Here is a 16,075-nt window from a genome sequence, read left to right as displayed (position 1 = left end):
CAATTTTTTGAAATGTTCAAGTCCTAAATAAAAAAATGCGAATAAAGCAAAAAAATGTAAGAATGATGTTGGCTTAAAACTGCTAGAATCTAGCCATACAAGGAACGAGGAGGAGAAGAAATGTTACAGTATTCAATGTTATACCCAAAGCAGTCCGTATCCAGAAGAACCGTGAGCATGGATGGCATGTGGAAATTTAGCCTGGACCCGGAAGGAAAGGGAACAGAAAACGGGTGGACAGATGGAATCCCGCAGGCAGACCTGATTCCCGTGCCTGCCAGCTTTCAGGATTTTTACACAGACAAAGACACAAGGGAATATGCAGGTGATCTTTGGTATGAGACAGATGTATTTGTTCCGGAAGAATACGCGGGAAAAAATGTAGCTATCCGCTTTGGCTGTGCAACCCACAGAGCAGAGGTTTATTTAAACGGTGTCCATGTGACGTCTCATGTGGGCGGGTTCCTTCCCTTTATGGCTGACATTACAAATGTGGCCAGATACAATGCAGTAAACAAGGTTGTTGTCAAGATCAACAATGAGCTGAGCGAGACCAATATCCCCTGCGGTAAGACAAAAGTCCTCAGCAATGGAAAGAAAATGAACAGTCCGTATTTTGACTTTTTCAACTATTCCGGGCTGCAGCGTCCTGTAAAGCTGGTTGCATATCCCAAGGAATATGTGTTTGATTTGACAGTGGACCACAGGATAAACGGCAGAGACGCGGATGTTTCTTACAGCGTTGTAACCACAGGAGAGCATCCGGTGGAGGTTACGGTGTATGACGAGGACGGCAGAGAAGTGGCAGTTTCCCAGGGAAAAGAGGGAATCCTCCACATTGAAAATGCACATCTGTGGCAGGTGAGAAACGCCTATCTCTATACCTTTACGGTGCGCATCAAGGACGAAGAGGAAGTGCTGGATGAATACAGTGAGGAGATCGGCGTCCGGACTGTGGAGGTAAAGGGAAAAGATATTCTGATCAACGGTTCTCCTGTTTATCTGAAAGGTTTCGGAAAACACGAGGATAGTGATATTGTGGGCCGCGGATTTCATATTGGGGTCATGAAGAGAGACTTTGAATGTATGAAATGGATCGGAGCCAACTCCTTCCGTACCTCCCATTATCCATACAGTGATGAGATTTACCAGATGGCAGACCGTGAAGGCTTCCTGGTCATTGATGAGGTTCCGGCTGTGGGACTTTTTGAGAGTCTGATGAACTTCATGGAGGCATCCACCGGAAAGAAGACGGCATTTTTTGCAAAAGACACCATCCCTGAACTGCTGGAAAATCATCTGCACGCAGTGGAGGAGATGATAACCAGGGACAAGAACCATGCCTGTGTCATTGCCTGGTCCCTGTTAAACGAGCCTGAGACCACAGATGAGGCCGCGGTGCCATATTTTGAGAAAGTATTTGCGCGGGCTCATGAGCTGGATGTGCAGAAGCGCCCCAGAACATTTGCGCTGATCATGAATTCCCTGCCGGATACCTGCAAATGCTATCATCTGGCAGATGTGATCAGTATGAACCGTTACTATGGCTGGTATCTTATGGGCGGATACGAGATGTGTGACGCAGAGGCGGCATTCCGGGCAGAGATGGACAAGTGGGCCGGCAAGAACTTGGACAGGCCGTTTATATTCACTGAATATGGAGCTGACACGTATGCCGCGGAGCATAAACTGCCTTCTGTTATGTGGAGCCAGGAATACCAGAAAGAATATCTGGAAATGTGCCACAGAGTCTTTGACTCCTATGATTTCATCAAAGGTGAGCAGGTTTGGAATTTTGCGGATTTTCAGACCACAGAGGGGATCATGCGTGTAAACGGCAACAAAAAGGGAATCTTCACCAGACAGAGACAGCCAAAAGATGCAGCCTTTTACTTTAAGGAGCGCTGGGAAAGCCTGCCGCTGGACCATAAAAGTAAGTAAGTATAGCCCGCACTAAGCAGAGAGTTACTATTTACAGCCCTGCAAAAAAAGCAGTTCTGTAAACAGTAACACGCTTCGCGAGGCACAGTTGCCTGAGGATAAGAAAAAAATACAGGGAGATTACCATGAACGAGAAAAATAATGCAAGGCCATTTGGGATGCGGGATAAGATCGGCTATATGTTCGGTGACTTTGGAAATGATTTTACCTTTATATTTGCCAGCTCCTTCCTAATGGTATTTTATACAAAGGTACTTGGGATCAGCGGCGCTATGGTAGGAACACTGTTTCTGCTGGCCAGGGTAGTGGATGCCTTTACGGATATCACCATGGGGCGTATTGTCGACTCTGTGAAGCCCTCCAGAGACGGAAGGTTCCGCTGCTGGCTGAGAAGGATGTGCGGTCCGGTTGCCATTGCCAGCTTTTTGATGTACCAGGGCGGCATGGCAGGAGCGCCGATGACATTGAAGATTGTTTATATGTATGTGACATACCTGTTATGGGGCAGTGTGTTTTATACATCGATCAATATCCCTTACGGTTCTATGGCATCTGCTATTACGGAGAAGCCGGATGAGAGGACTGCCCTCTCCACATTCCGTACTGTGGGAGCCACACTGGCCGGTCTGGTTATCGGAACGGTGACACCTCTTCTGATCTACGTGAAGGATGCGGACGGCAATCAGGTCATCAGGAGTACCTCCATTTTTACTATCATTGCAGGTGTGTTTGCAGTAGGCGCAATCCTTTGCTATATCATTTGCTATAAGCTTACCACAGAGCGTGTAAAAGTGGAGCCGGATCCGAATGCTAAAAAGGTAACATTGGGACAGACCTTTGCAGCTATTTTCAAGAGCCGTGCACTGCTGGGGATCATCGGGGCAGCTATTTTCCTTCTGCTGAGCCAGCTTCTCATACAGGCCATGAACAATTATCTGTACACAGAATATTTTGGATCTGCAGGCGCGATCTCCATTGTGACCATAGTGAACACAGCCCTTATGCTGCTGGTGGTTGCACCGCTCAGTGTGCCCATCAGCCGCAGATTCGGGAAAAAAGAAGCATCCACGGCAGGAGTGCTTCTGGCAGGAGTTATCTTCCTTGGCCTGTATTTTATGCATGTGCAGAACGTTGTGGTCTACATTGTACTTGCCAATGTGGGTATGCTGGGACTTGGATTCTTCAATACCGTGATTTGGGCCAATATCACAGACGTTATAGATGACCAGGAGGTAAAGACAGGGCAGAGGGAGGACGGTACCGTTTACGCAGTGTATTCCTTTGCAAGAAAACTGGGCCAGGCACTGGCCGGAGGCGCGGGAGGCTGGGCACTGTCCATTATCGGGTACGACCAGCTTGCTAAGGTACAGACAGCGTCCGTGATCAACGGCCTGTACACAACCTCCACACTGATACCTGCTATCTGCTTTTTCGTTGTGGCTCTGTTCTTATGGTTTGTGTATCCGCTGAGTAAGAAAAAGGTGGAAGCCAATGTGGAAGAGCTGAAGAGCAGACGTGAGAATGTCTGACAGGTAAATAAAACAGAATTTTTGGCAGTATAACATTTGTATCTGTTATACTGCCAATTCGTTTTAAAGAAAAAGAAATATGGCTGTTGGAAGGAGAAAACAGACCCAAAAGGATAGACTGAAAACACATTTTGCAGTGGAATGATTTTTTCCAAATCAAAAGCCATCGCCCGGACATATCCAAACCGGGCGATGGCTTTTTCTATAAATATTAAAGGAAGGAGAGCCGGTCTTGCGACCGACATATGAAAAAGAAAATATAAAAATAATGTTTGATTTAAATTATTTTTATGATATAAGTATATTCCTTAAATATGTGCAAATCATGTTTAACTTGTGAAGAATTCATGAACGAAAACCGAATCTTTTATGAATGTAAAAAATTATCGTAAATTGTCACTAAATGGAACCCGTATTTTCAAATGTTTGATATCCAAAAAGCGCTCTGCACACAGCCGTATCCCCCCCATAAGTCCTGATGTATCCTGCAGTCTGGAGGGGATAATGCGGCAGTCCCGGTTTTGATGGGAAGCCAGGTATGCCACGATCCGTTTATTAATATCAGGGATATAGTTGGAAAAGGAACTGTTGAGCACGATCAGGTCAATATTGAAGGTATTGATGATATTATTAATGCCGATAGACATATATTTTACAAAAAGATCCATCATCTCCAGTGCATCTGCGTTCCGATCCTGATATGCCCTGAGAAAGCTGTCGATGGTAACGGTGTCCTGATGGGTGCGCGCAGCATATTCTTTCAGGATAGCCCTCTCCGAAGCATACAGCTCAAAACAGCCGTTATTGCCGCAGGGACAGGGTTTGCCGTCGGGGAACAGGATGGTGTGGCCGAACTCTCCGGCGTAGCCGTCACGGCCTTTGTAGAGCTGCTCATCAATAAGGATACCCATGCCGACTCCATCGTGTATGTTCAGATGGATCATATTCTTATAATTATAATGAAACGCGGACTCACCCAGCACGGAGAGATTGGATTCATTTTCCACATGTACCGGTATGCCAAACTCTCCGGCCAGTATTTTTCCTAGGTAAGGCTCCGGGAGAGGGTAGTAGGGGGTGAAAATGATCTCATTGTCCCGCACAACACCGTAAATACCGATGGATACTCCGACAATCCCATAAGGCGCATCCTTGCACCGGGGAATGGCCTCTTTCATAATACCGCGGAGCAGATCCAGCAGACAATCCTCCTCCCGGAAGGGATATTCCTTCAAATGGCAGTCTTCACCCTTTAAGTCAGCGGTCAGTGTGATGATCTGACGGGGATGGACATCTATGGAAAAAACATAACCGCATTTTTTCTGGAATTCCAAAAGGATGGGCTTCCTGCCCAGGGCGGTCTGGGCGCTCCCTATCTCAGCCACCAGATTCTGGTCTATCAGCTCCTGCACAATGTTGGATATGGTTGCCTTTGTCAGATGCAGCTCCTTAGCCAGAGCGGCACGGGAGATGGGCGGATTGTTTACGATATATTCCAGGACCTGCCGCCTGTTGTTGTCTCTTATCATTTCTTGGTTTGCGATTGCCATAAATAATCCTCCGTAATGCCGAATGTAAATACTGTTATGGTAATCATACCACTTCTCCTATACTTGGGGCAAGTAATTTGTTTACCCACTATACAAATTAAAGCCATATTCTATTCTGCACCACACAGCATCCCCTTGGGGAAAATACCGGATTGGACGGTGGGCAGTAAACTGCAGTCTTAGAGTGTATTAGGAAAGTTACTGTACACAGGCCGCTGTACCGGTAGCGTTTTCATGCCGAAAGCATGAAAATCCCGAGGCAGCCAGCGCGATATGGGGCAGAATGCTCCATATCTGTGCATCGCGAAGCGTGTTACTGGACACGGAGTGTACAGTAACTTAGGAAAATCCTAGGAAATTTTTAAGAGAAACTTTAGATGCAGGATTTGACGATTTATGCTATCCTTATAGCAGGCAGGGACATCCTGCGTGTTACAAGGGGATATAAGAAAGGAGTTATGAACATGATGAAAAAAGGACTTGCATTTCTGGTGGCGGGGATCATGCTGCTGGCATCACCTGTCAGTGTACTGGCAGACCGTGAGGACGCCAAACTGGAAAAACCATATGTATCATTAGGCGCGGATCTGAATGCACAGGAGCGTGCCACTGTGCTGGAGCTTTTGGGGGTGACAGAGGATGATCTGAAAAATTATACGGTCGCCACCATCACCAACCAGGATGAGCATGACTATCTGGACGCTTATCTGGACAAAAGTGTGATCGGATCAAGGGCACTTTCCTCCGTATTGGTTGAAGGCAAGACGGATGGGAACGGGATCAAAGTAACAACCCACAACATTTCCTACTGCACCACAGGCATGTACCAGAACGCTCTGGTAACTGCCGGGATCAAGGATGCAGATATTGTGGTAGCAGGACCCTTCAAGATTTCCGGAACAGCCGCTTTGGTAGGTGCCATCAAATCCTACGAGAACATGACCGGGGAGAAGGTGGAACAGGAAAATGTGGACACAGCCACCAATGAGCTGGTCATCACGGGAAAGCTTGCAGAAAATGTGGGTGACAGTGAAAAGGCAGAGCAGCTTGTAGGCGCGGTAAAGGAAAAAGTAGTGGAAGCCCAGAATCTTTCAGAGGATGAGATCGGTGATGTGGTGGACCAGGCTGCAAACGAGATGGAGATCAAACTTTCTGATGAGGACAGACAGGCTATCGTAGATTTGATGGAGAAGATCAAGGGTCTGGATTTGGATGTAGACAGTCTGAAAGAGCAGGCTAAGGACTTGTACGGTAAGATTGAGGACCTGGGACTGAAGCTGGATATCAACCAGGAAAAGGTACAGGGCTTCTTTGATAAGATCATCCAGTTCTTTAAGGATCTGTTCAGCTAAGAAAGCATGGAGGCCTGCAGCCGGCCATCCGTATAACGACAATAGATAAAGGCCCCGAACATACAGATCACTCTGTGGTTCGGGGCCTCTCTTTCTTACCTGTTTAACAGCCGGAGTTCTGTGTAAGCCGGCCGGGACGTCTATTCGTTTTCATAACCGGTGCTGCATTTCTGAATTGCCTCGTTCAGGGAAAGCATGCGTCGGTCAAGCTGAGATGCTATTTTAGCACATTCCTGTAATTCACTGCTTATATAATCCGGGGCATTTCCTTCAAATTTATAATAAATCTTGTGCTCCAGGCTTGCCCAGAAATCCTGGGCGATGGTGCGGATCTGTATTTCCACCTTGGTCTCCACTACACCGTCTGACAGGAAGATGGGGACGGTTACAATCATATGATAACTCTGATAACCGCTTTCCTTGGGATTCTTTATGTAGTCCTTCAGGGAAAGTATCTTCAGGTCAGTCTGCTTTGCAATCATGTCGGCTATGCGGTAAATATCTGAAGTGAAAGAACAAATGATCCGGATACCTGCAATATCGTTTACATACTTGACCATGTTTTCAATATTGGAATCATATCCGTTCTTTCTCAGTTTCTTTACAATACTCTCAGGAGTTTTGATCCTGGATTTTACATGTTCAATCGGATTATAACGGTGGATGTGCTGAAATTCTTCATTCAGAATATCAATCTTGGTCCCCACTTCCTTCAGTGCGGCATTGTACAGGAACATCAGAGTTTCCCAGCTGTTTACGTCCTCGTAATTGGTAATATGAAGGGCGCTGCTCATTCTTTTCACATCCTCTTTCGTGATTCACGGCAGTGCATTTACAGGTGCTTTTCACTGCCGGCGGGAACATTCCCACTTTTATCAAGTATATCACAAAAGCGTCAGATTGTCACAATTTTGACGATTGTTAATGAAAATTTTATAGGTCTGTCAATATTTTACACTTCCAGTTTCATATCTCCGGTTTTGATCCAGTTCAGCTTCCGCATACAGTTGCAGAAGAACAGAGACAAAAGTCCAGGAAGCAGGAAATGGAGCAGTATGATCTTTACCATTACGAGCACAGCACCCTCTGCGGGAACCATGGTCTGCCAGGTCATGATCTGGCCTACAAGACCCGCGGTCCCCATACCGGAACCGGTGGCGTTGTTGGTCATTTTAAATACCATGGTGCCGATTGGACCCAGAATTGCGCTGGATAAAATAACCGGCAGCCAGATGATCGGTTTTCTTACGATGTTGGGTACCTGGAGCATGGAAGTACCGATTCCCTGTGCTAAAAGGCCGGAAATTCCGTTTTCCTTAAAGCTTGCCACAGCAAACCCTATCATGTTGCAGCAGCATCCCACGGTAGCTGCACCCGCTGCCAGGCCGGATAAATTCAAGATCACACCCAGGGCTGCAGAGCTTATGGGGAGCGTCAGTATCATTCCCATAAGGACGGATACAATAATGCCCATGAGAAGTGGCTGCTGCTCGGTTCCCCAGTTGATCAGGGAGCCTAACTGGGTCATCATGCGGCTGATCGGCGGTCCCACCAGAATGCCCACAGCGGAGCCGGAGAGGATGCCTACCAGAGGCGCCAGGATAATATCCAGACGGGTCCTTCCGGCGACCAGGCGTGCCAGTTCAATGGCTACATAGGCGGCTACAAAGGCACCCAGAGGTTCCCCCGGGCCGGACAGGATCACAGCGCCATCCTCAGCAAATACGGCACCTGCAGTGATCTTGCCTGCAAAACCGCCTACCATGCCTGCGGTGGCAGCAGAGAGAACCACCAGGGGCGCTTCTTTAAATCTGCATGCCACACCCACGCCGATGCCGGCACTTGTCATGGCGGCAGCCATTTTGCCGAACTGGTACAGCAGGGTTCCGATGTTTCCGCCAATGAGATTTCCTATCTGCTGGATGATGGTGCCGATGATCAGCGTGGCAAAAAGACCGGAAGCCATGCCGCTTAAACCGTCCACAAAAATGCGGTTCAGTAATTTTTTCAATGTTCTGTACTCCTGTCTTAATCCAGTTTGATATTTTTAAACAGGGAGCCAAGTGTTGTTGTCAGCTCTTCGCTTTTGGGGATCTCGATATCTTCAAACTCATCCTTCTCCTCCGGAACTTCCTGGAGTGCTTTCATGCTGAGGCTGATTTTACCGTCTTCATTCTTGATCACCTTTACAGTCACTTTGTCGCCTACGGATAATACGGCTTTTGGAGATTTGATCCTTTTCTGGCTGATCTGGGATACGTGGACCAGGCCGGAGATACCGTCGCCCAGGTCTACGAAAGCGCCGTAGTTCTGCAGGGTCTCAACTGTGCCGTCCAGGACTGTGCCTACTTTGATATCAGCGATCTTCTCACGTTTTTCAGCGTCTCTTTTCTCTCTCAGGACTTCCCTTGCAGAGAGTACCAGGTTGTTTTCCTCCTCGTTTACATCAAAGACACGGACTGTCAGAGTCTTTTTCAGGAATTCCTCCGGGTCTTCCACGTACTGCAGGGACAGTTTAGATACGGGGATGAAAGCGCGGATGCCTTCCACATAAGCGATAGCGCCGCCTTTTACAATGCCTTCGATGGTTACGTCAAATTCGGTCTTGTCCTCTTTCATTTTCTCCAGCTTTTCCCAGATGTCCATATCTGCATCTCTGAAGCTTTCAAAAGAAGCGTCGATCTCTTTTGCGAAGTCGTCCATAGTTTCCTGGTTTTTCATTTCTTCTGCCATGATTTTTCCCTCCTGTGTCGGTTAGCAAATTCTTTTGCCTTCGATTATATCACAGAAAGGGGAGGGGCTGCAATGATTGTGTGCAGAAAATAGCGGGGAGAGGCGGGAGAGGCGGACGGAGAGGTATGGGAGAGGGCCGGGGGTGAGAACTGCCCACTACGGGATAAAAAAGAAAAAAAGATAAAGGAAAAAAGAGATAGGCAAATAGATAAAGGAAAAAAGATAAAGGAAAAAGATGATGGAAAAATTGGGTGAGGAGTGGGAGGGAAATTGATATTCTTTTAAAAGTATGTTAGGATGTAACTATTCAGTGGGGGGCGTATTTATTGTGGTAGTTGTGAGGTAGTGTTTTGTGGGCAAGTGAGAAGGATGTTGGCGAGGATGTATGGGATTTTTGAGGGCTGTTAGGGTATGGAATGGTTGTGCTAGGATAAGGATACAGATACAGTGTTTCCTGAAAGTGGGAAGGCTGAATAGTTGTGGGAAGATTTGTAGAAAATAATGTAATGGTTCAGGAGATTGGGGCATTGGGTGTGCTGATTGTAGGGAAGTATTTTGCAGACGGGTGGGAATTTCGGGGAACGGAGTGTGAGAGGATGTGGCTGTAGGTATGCTCCGGGACGAAGGTGTATGGATTTTTGCCGGGAACTGTGAAGGTACGGAACGGTTATGAAGTGATTATTATATAGAAGTAAGGGAAAGGAAACGGAAATGGCAAAACAAGGGAAGATCTATATAATGGGCCATAAAAACCCGGATACGGATTCTATCTGCTCGGCGATCGCTTATGCGGATATTAAGAATCGTTCGGGTGATGGGAGAAGATATCTTGCAAAGCGGGCAGGACAGATCAATAGTGAGACAGAGTATGTGCTGAAGCGTTTTGGGATGGAGGCACCGGGGTATTTGGCGGATGTGGGTACGCAGGTGAAGGATATGGAGATCAGGGAGACGCCTGGGGTATCCAGCAGTATTTCTATTAAAGACGCCTGGGCGATCATGAAGGAGAGTAATGCCGTGACCCTGCCGATTACAAAGGAGGATGGACAGCTTGAGGGACTGATCACTACCGGGGATATTGCCAAGTCTTATATGGACGCCCATGATAACTATTTTTTGTCAAATGCAAGAACGCAGTACAGGAGTATTGCCAATACCGTTGATGGGACTGTGGTAACAGGGAATCCTCATGGGTATTTTGTGAAGGGGAAGGTGGTTATTGGGGCTGCCCATCCGGACAAGCTGGGGGAATTTCTGGAGGAGGATGACCTGGTGATCCTGGGAGACAGGCATGAGGACCATCTGTGCGCGATCCGTGAGAATGTGAGCTGTGTGGTTGTCTGTAATAATGCTGAGGTGGCGGAGAATATTAAGGATGCGGCACTTAAGAATGACTGTGTTATTGTGCGTTCGCCTCTGGATACTTTTACGGTGGCAAGACTGATCAACCAGAGTATTCCTGTGAAACATATTATGAAAAAGGATAATCTGATCACTTTCCAGACGGATGATTTTACGGATGATATCAGGGATGTGATGGTTAAGAACAGGCACAGGGCATTCCCGGTGGTGAATAAGCACGGGAAGTATATCGGAACGGTTTCCAGAAGGAATTTGCTGGGAATGAAGAAGAAGGAATTGATCCTGGTGGACCATAATGAGAAGACGCAGGCAGTGGATAATATTGACGCTGCGGATATTCTGGAAATCATTGACCACCACAGACTGGGATCCCTGGAAACGATTTCGCCTATTATGTTCCGGAATCAGCCGGTGGGTTGTACCGCTACGATCATGTATCAGATCTATACGGAAAAGGCTATGGAAATACAGCCGAATATAGCAGGGCTTCTCTGCGCGGCTATTATCTCAGATACGCTGATGTTCCGTTCACCCACCTGCACTCATATGGATAAGATGGCAGCAGGGGCGCTGGCCCTTATTGCAGGCGTCAATATAGAAGAGTTTGCAAGAGAGATGTTTACAGCAGGCAGTAACCTGAAGGGAAAGACAACGGAAGGTATTTTCTATCAGGATTTTAAACGATTCACTGCGGATGATACCAATTTCGGGGTGGGTCAGATAAGCTCTATGAACGAGGAGGAGCTGCAGGATCTGAAAAAGCGCCTGATTCCGTTTATGAAGAAAGAGTGCGGCAAGAATGGTATCACGATGGTATTTATTATGCTTACCAATATTTTGGATGAATCCTCTGAGATCATATGTTACGGGGATGGAAGCGGAAAACTGGTGGAGGATGCTTTTGGCGTGAAGGAGGAGGAGGGCGGCTATATTCTTCAGGGAGTGGTATCCAGGAAGAAGCAGTTGATCCCTGCCCTTATCAGTACGCTGCAGCAGAATAATTAGTACTGGGAATGTACTGTGATCAGGAGGAGAATATGGTATTTTCAATATTGGAAAATGAATACTGGTACGGCGGATATGTGTTCGGCTCTTATGTGCAGCCCTACAACGCTTCCAGTGAAGCGGAGATCGATCTGCGCAGAAATGACAGCACGAATCAGGCAATGCCCTTTTTTGTATCTACAAAGGGCCGTTATCTTTGGTGTGATGAGGGCTTTCTCCTTCATTTTGGAGGAGGGAAAATTGCAATTGACCGGGATGTGGAATTGCGGGAGGGTTATGTAAACCTAAAAGGGGCATATCTGGCAGCCAGCAGGGAGCACTTTCCGTTCGGAAAAGAAGGGCCCAGTGATGAATTCTTTAAGAATCCGGTCTATAACTCCTGGATAGAGCTTACTTTTTGGCAGAATGAGGAGGCAATCCTAAAATATGCAGACAGTATTCTGGATAATGGGATGTCGGCAGGGGTGCTGATGATTGATGACGGCTGGACGGATTATTATGGAAAATGGGAATTCAGCAAAGAAAAGTTCCCCCATGCCGAAGAGATGCTGAAAACCCTTCACAGCAAAGGGTTCTCTGTGATGCTTTGGATCTGTCCTTATATCACACCGGACACCCTGCAGTACCGCCAGGCAAAAGAAATGGATATCCTGATCAAGGATCCAGACGGGAAGCCTCTTATCACAGAGTGGTGGAACGGTTATTCCGCTGCCCTGGATCTGTCAAACCCGGCTGCTGTTGAATGGCTGGACAAGCAGTTGGAGGCCCTTAGGGAGATAGGCGTGGACGGTTTTAAATTTGACGGAGCAGATGTGCTGTATTATCCTGATGATATAATGACCGCAGGGAGTGTCACACCTAATGAGATGGCTCGCTTATGGTGTGCTTATGCGGAGAAGTATGCTTTTAATGAGCTGCGCATGGCCTTTAAGGCCGGGGGCATGGCTCTGATGCAGAGGCTCTGTGACAAGCCCCACAATTGGGGGGAGGAGGGTATCCGGGCACTTGTGCCTGACACTTTGATGCAGGGGATCACGGGACATCCTTTTGGAAGCCCGGATATGATCGGAGGCGGGGAATATATGAATTTCCGGGAGAACAGCGGGAATCTGGACCAGGAGCTGTTTAACCGCCACAGTGAGATCGCCTGCCTTCTGCCTGTCATGCAGTTTTCTGCAGCGCCGTGGAGGGTGCTGGGGAAGGAAAGCTATGACAGGATACTGAAAAGTGTGAGACTGAGAGAAGGTTACGCACCGAGGATCCTGGAGCTGGCCCATCATGCGGCCTGTACGGGGGAGCCTATTGCCAGATATATGGCATATGAATTCCCGGAGGGCGGTTATGAAAGAGTGAATGACCAGTTTATGCTGGGGGAAGATATTTTAGTGGCGCCTATCTGTGAAAAAGGCAGAGCCTCCAGAAATGTGGCTGTGCCAAAGGGCAGATGGCGTTTTCAGGGCACTGTGATCGAGAGCGAAGGGGGCGTCATGGAGCTTACTCCTGAGGAGGGCGTGCCGATCGTGCTCGAAAAATGCGAATAAAAACCTTTGAAGAAAGGTAACTGTTCAGTACCTTCACAGTTACAGGCAAAAATCCATGCAGAATCGCCTTTGGCCATGGGATTTTTGCTTGGCCGTGGAACACTTTCTTACGGTCAGCGCAGTGAATGCGCAGACCTACTGAATAGTTACGAAGAAAGGAACCAAAATGTCTAAAATAGAATGGAAGCCCGGAAACATGCTTTATCCGCTCCCCGCTGTCATGGTGACAGTGGCGGATGAAGAAGGGCATGACAATATTATCACCGTGGCATGGGCAGGGACGGTCTGTACCAATCCGCCCATGGTATCCATCTCCGTAAGGCCGGAGCGTTATTCTTATAAAATGCTCTGCAGCACCAGGGAGTTTGTCATAAATCTGACTACGGAAAAGCTGGCATTTGCCACAGATTACTGCGGAGTAAGATCAGGAAAGGACGTGGACAAGTTCAAAATGACGGGACTTTCCAGGGAGGAGGCTTCCCATGTGGGTGCCCCTATGATAAAAGAATCACCGGTCTCCATAGAGTGCCGCGTGAAGGAAATTACGGAGTACGGAAGCCACAGCATGTTTCTTGCAGACGTGCTGGCAGTACATGTGGATAAAGAATACATGGATGAGAAGGGGAAATTTGACCTGGCTCTTGCAAACCCCATAGTTTATTCCCACGGGGAATACTATGGCCTGGGGAAAAAGCTGGGCACCTTTGGCTACAGTATTAAGAAGCGCAGAAAGAAGAAAAGCAGAAAATGAAAAGGAACATAGTATTGATCGGAATGCCCGGCGTGGGCAAAAGTACAGTGGGAGTCATTCTGGCAAAGGTACTGGGTTATCAGTTCATAGATGCGGACCTGGTGATCCAGGAAAGGGAGAACCGGCTGCTCCGTGAGATCATCGCCCAGGACGGGCTGGAAGGATTCCTGAAAGCGGAGGAAAAGGCAAATATACAGGTTGCTGAGGAGGCAAAGAAAGCAGTGATCGCCACAGGAGGGAGCGTGGTGTACTGTGAACAGGCCATGCAGCACCTGTCCGGGACAGGGCAGATCGTATATTTGAAACTGGATTATGATACCCTTGACAAACGTCTCTGTAATTTGAAGGGGCGGGGCGTTGTCTTAAAGGACGGTCAGGACCTGAGAGGTCTTTACGATGAACGCATACCATTGTACGAAAAATATGCGGATATCACGGTTGATGAGAAAAATCTGGACGTGGAGGAAACTTTACAGAAAATAGTAGAGAGACTGAAACAGTGACAGAGAATAAAAAGTGTCGGTTTATGAAGAAAAGATGAAAATATTAATTTTTGTTTACAAATTGCTTTATCTGTTATAATATAATATTTAAGTCGTAGACTATCTTAGCAGGAAGACAATTAAATAACCTGCCGGGAAGTCTGTCTTTTATTCGGGAAGAGATAAAGTATATGTTACTATTCAGCTGGTCTGCGCATTTACTGCACTGACCGTAAGAAAACGTTCAGCAGCCGGGGAAAGATCATATCGCCAAAGGCGGTTCTGCACGGATCATTGCCCGTAACTGTGAAGGTACTGAACAGTTACAATTAAATTTGAAGACGAGATTATGTTTTCTGGTACCGAGTATACCGGCGGGGAGCATAAATAAAATATAGAGGTGTGAATATGGAACAATATGTTATCAAAGGCGGTAACCCGTTAGTCGGCGAAGTAGAGATCGGCGGAGCGAAGAATGCGGCACTGGCCATCCTTGCGGCGGCAATCATGACGGATGAAATGGTTTACATCGAGAACTTACCGGACGTACGTGACATCAATGTTTTATTAGAGGCGATCAGGGAGATTGGCGCGTCTGTTGAGCGGGTCAGCCCCACAGAGGTGAAGATCACAGGTTCCACCATAGCCAACATCAGTGTGGAATATGAATATATCAAGAAGATTAGAGCGTCCTACTATCTGCTGGGCGCATTACTTGGAAAATACAAGACTGCGGAAGTTCCTCTTCCCGGAGGCTGCAACATCGGAAGCAGGCCCATTGACCAGCATCTGAAAGGTTTCCGGGCTCTTGGTGCGTCCGTTGATATTATGCACGGCGCAGTTGTAGCCAAAGCGGAGAAGCTGACAGGAAAGCATATCTTCCTGGATATGGTATCTGTGGGTGCGACCATCAATATCATGATGGCAGCAGCCATGGCGGATGGTAATACTACCATTGAGAACGCGGCCAGAGAGCCTCACGTGGTGGATGTAGCCAACTTTTTGAACAGTATGGGTGCCAACATCAAAGGCGCCGGTACGGATGTTATCCGTATTAAAGGCGTGGAGAAGCTTCACGGCACCAGTTATTCCATCATCCCGGATCAGATTGAGGCGGGTACTTTCATGTGCGCGGCAGCAGCGACCATGGGGGATATCATGGTGAAGAACGTGATTCCCAAGCATCTGGAGGCTACCACTGCCAAGTTAGAAGAGATTGGATGTGAGGTGGAGGAGTTTGACGACGCTGTCCGCGTTGTGGCTTCCAAACGCCTGAAACGCACCCATGTTAAGACTATGCCTTATCCCGGATATCCCACTGACATGCAGCCCCAGTTTACAGTGGCACTGACACTGGCGGAGGGGACAAGCATTGTGACAGAATCCATTTTTGAGAACCGTTTTAAATATGCGGATGAACTATCCCGTATGGGAGCCAATATCAAGGTGGAGAGTAATACAGCCATCATAGACGGTGTGCATAAGCTGACAGGTGCAAGGGTAAGTGCGCCCGATCTGCGTGCGGGGGCTGCGCTTGTTATTGCAGGACTGGCAGCGGAAGGCCTTACCATTGTGGATGATATTGTTTATATCCAGAGGGGATACGAGCGTTTTGAGGAAAAATTAAGAAATCTGGGAGCTGAGATCGAGAAGGTGTCCAGTGAGAAGGAAATACAGAAATTCCAGCTTCGTGTAGGCTGATAACAAATGAAAAATGTGGGATGCCGTGCAGGACGTGCGACATCCTATTTTTGTCGTAATTTGTCGAAAAAGCTTACAGATATTCCAGCGGGGGCTTGCCGTTTTGGAGCAGAGATACGGTTGTGAAG

General features: G+C 47.5%; 13 protein-coding genes. 9 read left to right on the top strand and 4 right to left on the bottom strand.

All coding sequences use genetic code 11. The annotated features are described in order from the left end of the window. Positions 1 to 120 precede the first annotated feature (120 nt). Positions 121 to 1,941 carry a beta-glucuronidase gene (gene uidA, locus C6P39_RS08950; protein WP_104803528.1) on the top strand — a complete coding sequence of 607 codons (1,821 nt, stop codon included), beginning with the start codon at positions 121 to 123 and terminating at the stop codon, positions 1,939 to 1,941. A 125-nt stretch (positions 1,942 to 2,066) separates the two neighbouring features. Then, positions 2,067 to 3,470: an MFS transporter gene (locus C6P39_RS08945; protein WP_095174470.1), complete on the top strand. Its 1,404-nt coding sequence runs from the start codon at positions 2,067 to 2,069 to the stop codon at positions 3,468 to 3,470. Positions 3,471 to 3,853: 383 nt separating this feature from the next. On the opposite strand, the gene C6P39_RS08940 is transcribed toward C6P39_RS08945, so the two are convergent. Beyond that, positions 3,854 to 5,020, bottom strand: a complete 1,167-nt coding sequence (locus C6P39_RS08940) for an ROK family transcriptional regulator (RefSeq protein WP_104803527.1) — start codon at positions 5,018 to 5,020, stop codon at positions 3,854 to 3,856. Between the two features lie 377 nt (positions 5,021 to 5,397). Between C6P39_RS08940 and C6P39_RS08935 the strand changes: the two genes are divergently transcribed. Next, positions 5,398 to 6,372 carry a DUF1002 domain-containing protein gene (locus C6P39_RS08935; protein WP_104803526.1) on the top strand — a complete coding sequence of 325 codons (975 nt, stop codon included), beginning with the start codon at positions 5,398 to 5,400 and terminating at the stop codon, positions 6,370 to 6,372. A gap of 140 nt (positions 6,373 to 6,512) precedes the next feature. Here C6P39_RS08935 and C6P39_RS08930 read toward each other — a convergent pair whose 3' ends face one another. From C6P39_RS08930 to C6P39_RS08920, 3 genes are all read right to left on the bottom strand, one after another. Further along, positions 6,513 to 7,166: a GTP pyrophosphokinase gene (locus C6P39_RS08930; protein WP_065543968.1), complete on the bottom strand. Its 654-nt coding sequence runs from the start codon at positions 7,164 to 7,166 to the stop codon at positions 6,513 to 6,515. A 158-nt stretch (positions 7,167 to 7,324) separates the two neighbouring features. Then, entirely contained in the window at positions 7,325 to 8,383 is a 1,059-nt protein-coding gene (locus tag C6P39_RS08925) for a PTS transporter subunit IIC (RefSeq protein WP_187144030.1), read from the bottom strand. 17 nt (positions 8,384 to 8,400) lie between these two features. Next, on the bottom strand, positions 8,401 to 9,105 hold the full coding sequence (locus C6P39_RS08920) for a S1 RNA-binding domain-containing protein (RefSeq protein WP_095174474.1): 705 nt from the start codon (positions 9,103 to 9,105) through the stop codon (positions 8,401 to 8,403). Positions 9,106 to 9,584: 479 nt separating this feature from the next. On the opposite strand from C6P39_RS08920, the gene C6P39_RS28150 reads away from it, so the two are divergent. The 6 genes from C6P39_RS28150 (at position 9,585) to C6P39_RS08895 (ending at position 15,947) form a co-directional block, all read left to right on the top strand. Further along, the gene (locus C6P39_RS28150) at positions 9,585 to 9,713 is read left to right on the top strand and encodes a hypothetical protein (protein ID WP_278277964.1); all 129 of its coding nucleotides are present in this window, start codon (positions 9,585 to 9,587) and stop codon (positions 9,711 to 9,713) included. 103 nt (positions 9,714 to 9,816) lie between these two features. Beyond that, entirely contained in the window at positions 9,817 to 11,472 is a 1,656-nt protein-coding gene (locus C6P39_RS08915; RefSeq protein WP_095174475.1) for a putative manganese-dependent inorganic diphosphatase, read from the top strand. A 32-nt stretch (positions 11,473 to 11,504) separates the two neighbouring features. Beyond that, entirely contained in the window at positions 11,505 to 13,013 is a 1,509-nt protein-coding gene (locus C6P39_RS08910; RefSeq protein ID WP_104803525.1) for a glycoside hydrolase family 31 protein, read from the top strand. A gap of 166 nt (positions 13,014 to 13,179) precedes the next feature. Beyond that, positions 13,180 to 13,764, top strand: coding sequence for a flavin reductase family protein (locus C6P39_RS08905; protein ID WP_104803524.1), 585 nt, complete (start codon positions 13,180 to 13,182; stop codon positions 13,762 to 13,764). Beyond that, entirely contained in the window at positions 13,761 to 14,267 is a 507-nt protein-coding gene (locus tag C6P39_RS08900; RefSeq protein ID WP_095174478.1) for a shikimate kinase, read from the top strand. The genes C6P39_RS08905 and C6P39_RS08900 overlap by 4 nt, the downstream gene beginning before the upstream one ends. A gap of 387 nt (positions 14,268 to 14,654) precedes the next feature. Continuing rightward, positions 14,655 to 15,947 (top strand): UDP-N-acetylglucosamine 1-carboxyvinyltransferase, encoded by a 1,293-nt coding sequence (locus C6P39_RS08895; RefSeq protein ID WP_065543975.1) that lies wholly within the window; start codon positions 14,655 to 14,657, stop codon positions 15,945 to 15,947. Positions 15,948 to 16,075: the final 128 nt, after the last annotated feature.

The organism is Blautia marasmi, from assembly GCF_900258535.1.
Lineage (GTDB): Bacteria > Bacillota > Clostridia > Lachnospirales > Lachnospiraceae > Blautia > Blautia hominis.
This window is presented reverse-complemented; position numbering and strand designations above follow the sequence as displayed.

Bases quoted from the DNA above. Each gene is read 5' to 3' on its own strand.
- uidA (WP_104803528.1), top strand. From the start codon at position 121: ATGTTACAGTATTCAATGTTATACCCAAAGCAGTCCGTATCCAGAAGA.
- C6P39_RS08945 (WP_095174470.1), top strand. From the start codon at position 2,067: ATGAACGAGAAAAATAATGCAAGGCCATTTGGGATGCGGGATAAGATC.
- C6P39_RS08940 (WP_104803527.1), bottom strand. From the start codon at position 5,020: ATGGCAATCGCAAACCAAGAAATGATAAGAGACAACAACAGGCGGCAG.
- C6P39_RS08935 (WP_104803526.1), top strand. From the start codon at position 5,398: ATGCAGGATTTGACGATTTATGCTATCCTTATAGCAGGCAGGGACATC.
- C6P39_RS08930 (WP_065543968.1), bottom strand. From the start codon at position 7,166: ATGAGCAGCGCCCTTCATATTACCAATTACGAGGACGTAAACAGCTGG.
- C6P39_RS08920 (WP_095174474.1), bottom strand. From the start codon at position 9,105: ATGGCAGAAGAAATGAAAAACCAGGAAACTATGGACGACTTCGCAAAA.
- C6P39_RS08915 (WP_095174475.1), top strand. From the start codon at position 9,817: ATGGCAAAACAAGGGAAGATCTATATAATGGGCCATAAAAACCCGGAT.
- C6P39_RS08910 (WP_104803525.1), top strand. From the start codon at position 11,505: ATGGTATTTTCAATATTGGAAAATGAATACTGGTACGGCGGATATGTG.
- C6P39_RS08905 (WP_104803524.1), top strand. From the start codon at position 13,180: ATGTCTAAAATAGAATGGAAGCCCGGAAACATGCTTTATCCGCTCCCC.
- C6P39_RS08900 (WP_095174478.1), top strand. From the start codon at position 13,761: ATGAAAAGGAACATAGTATTGATCGGAATGCCCGGCGTGGGCAAAAGT.
- C6P39_RS08895 (WP_065543975.1), top strand. From the start codon at position 14,655: ATGGAACAATATGTTATCAAAGGCGGTAACCCGTTAGTCGGCGAAGTA.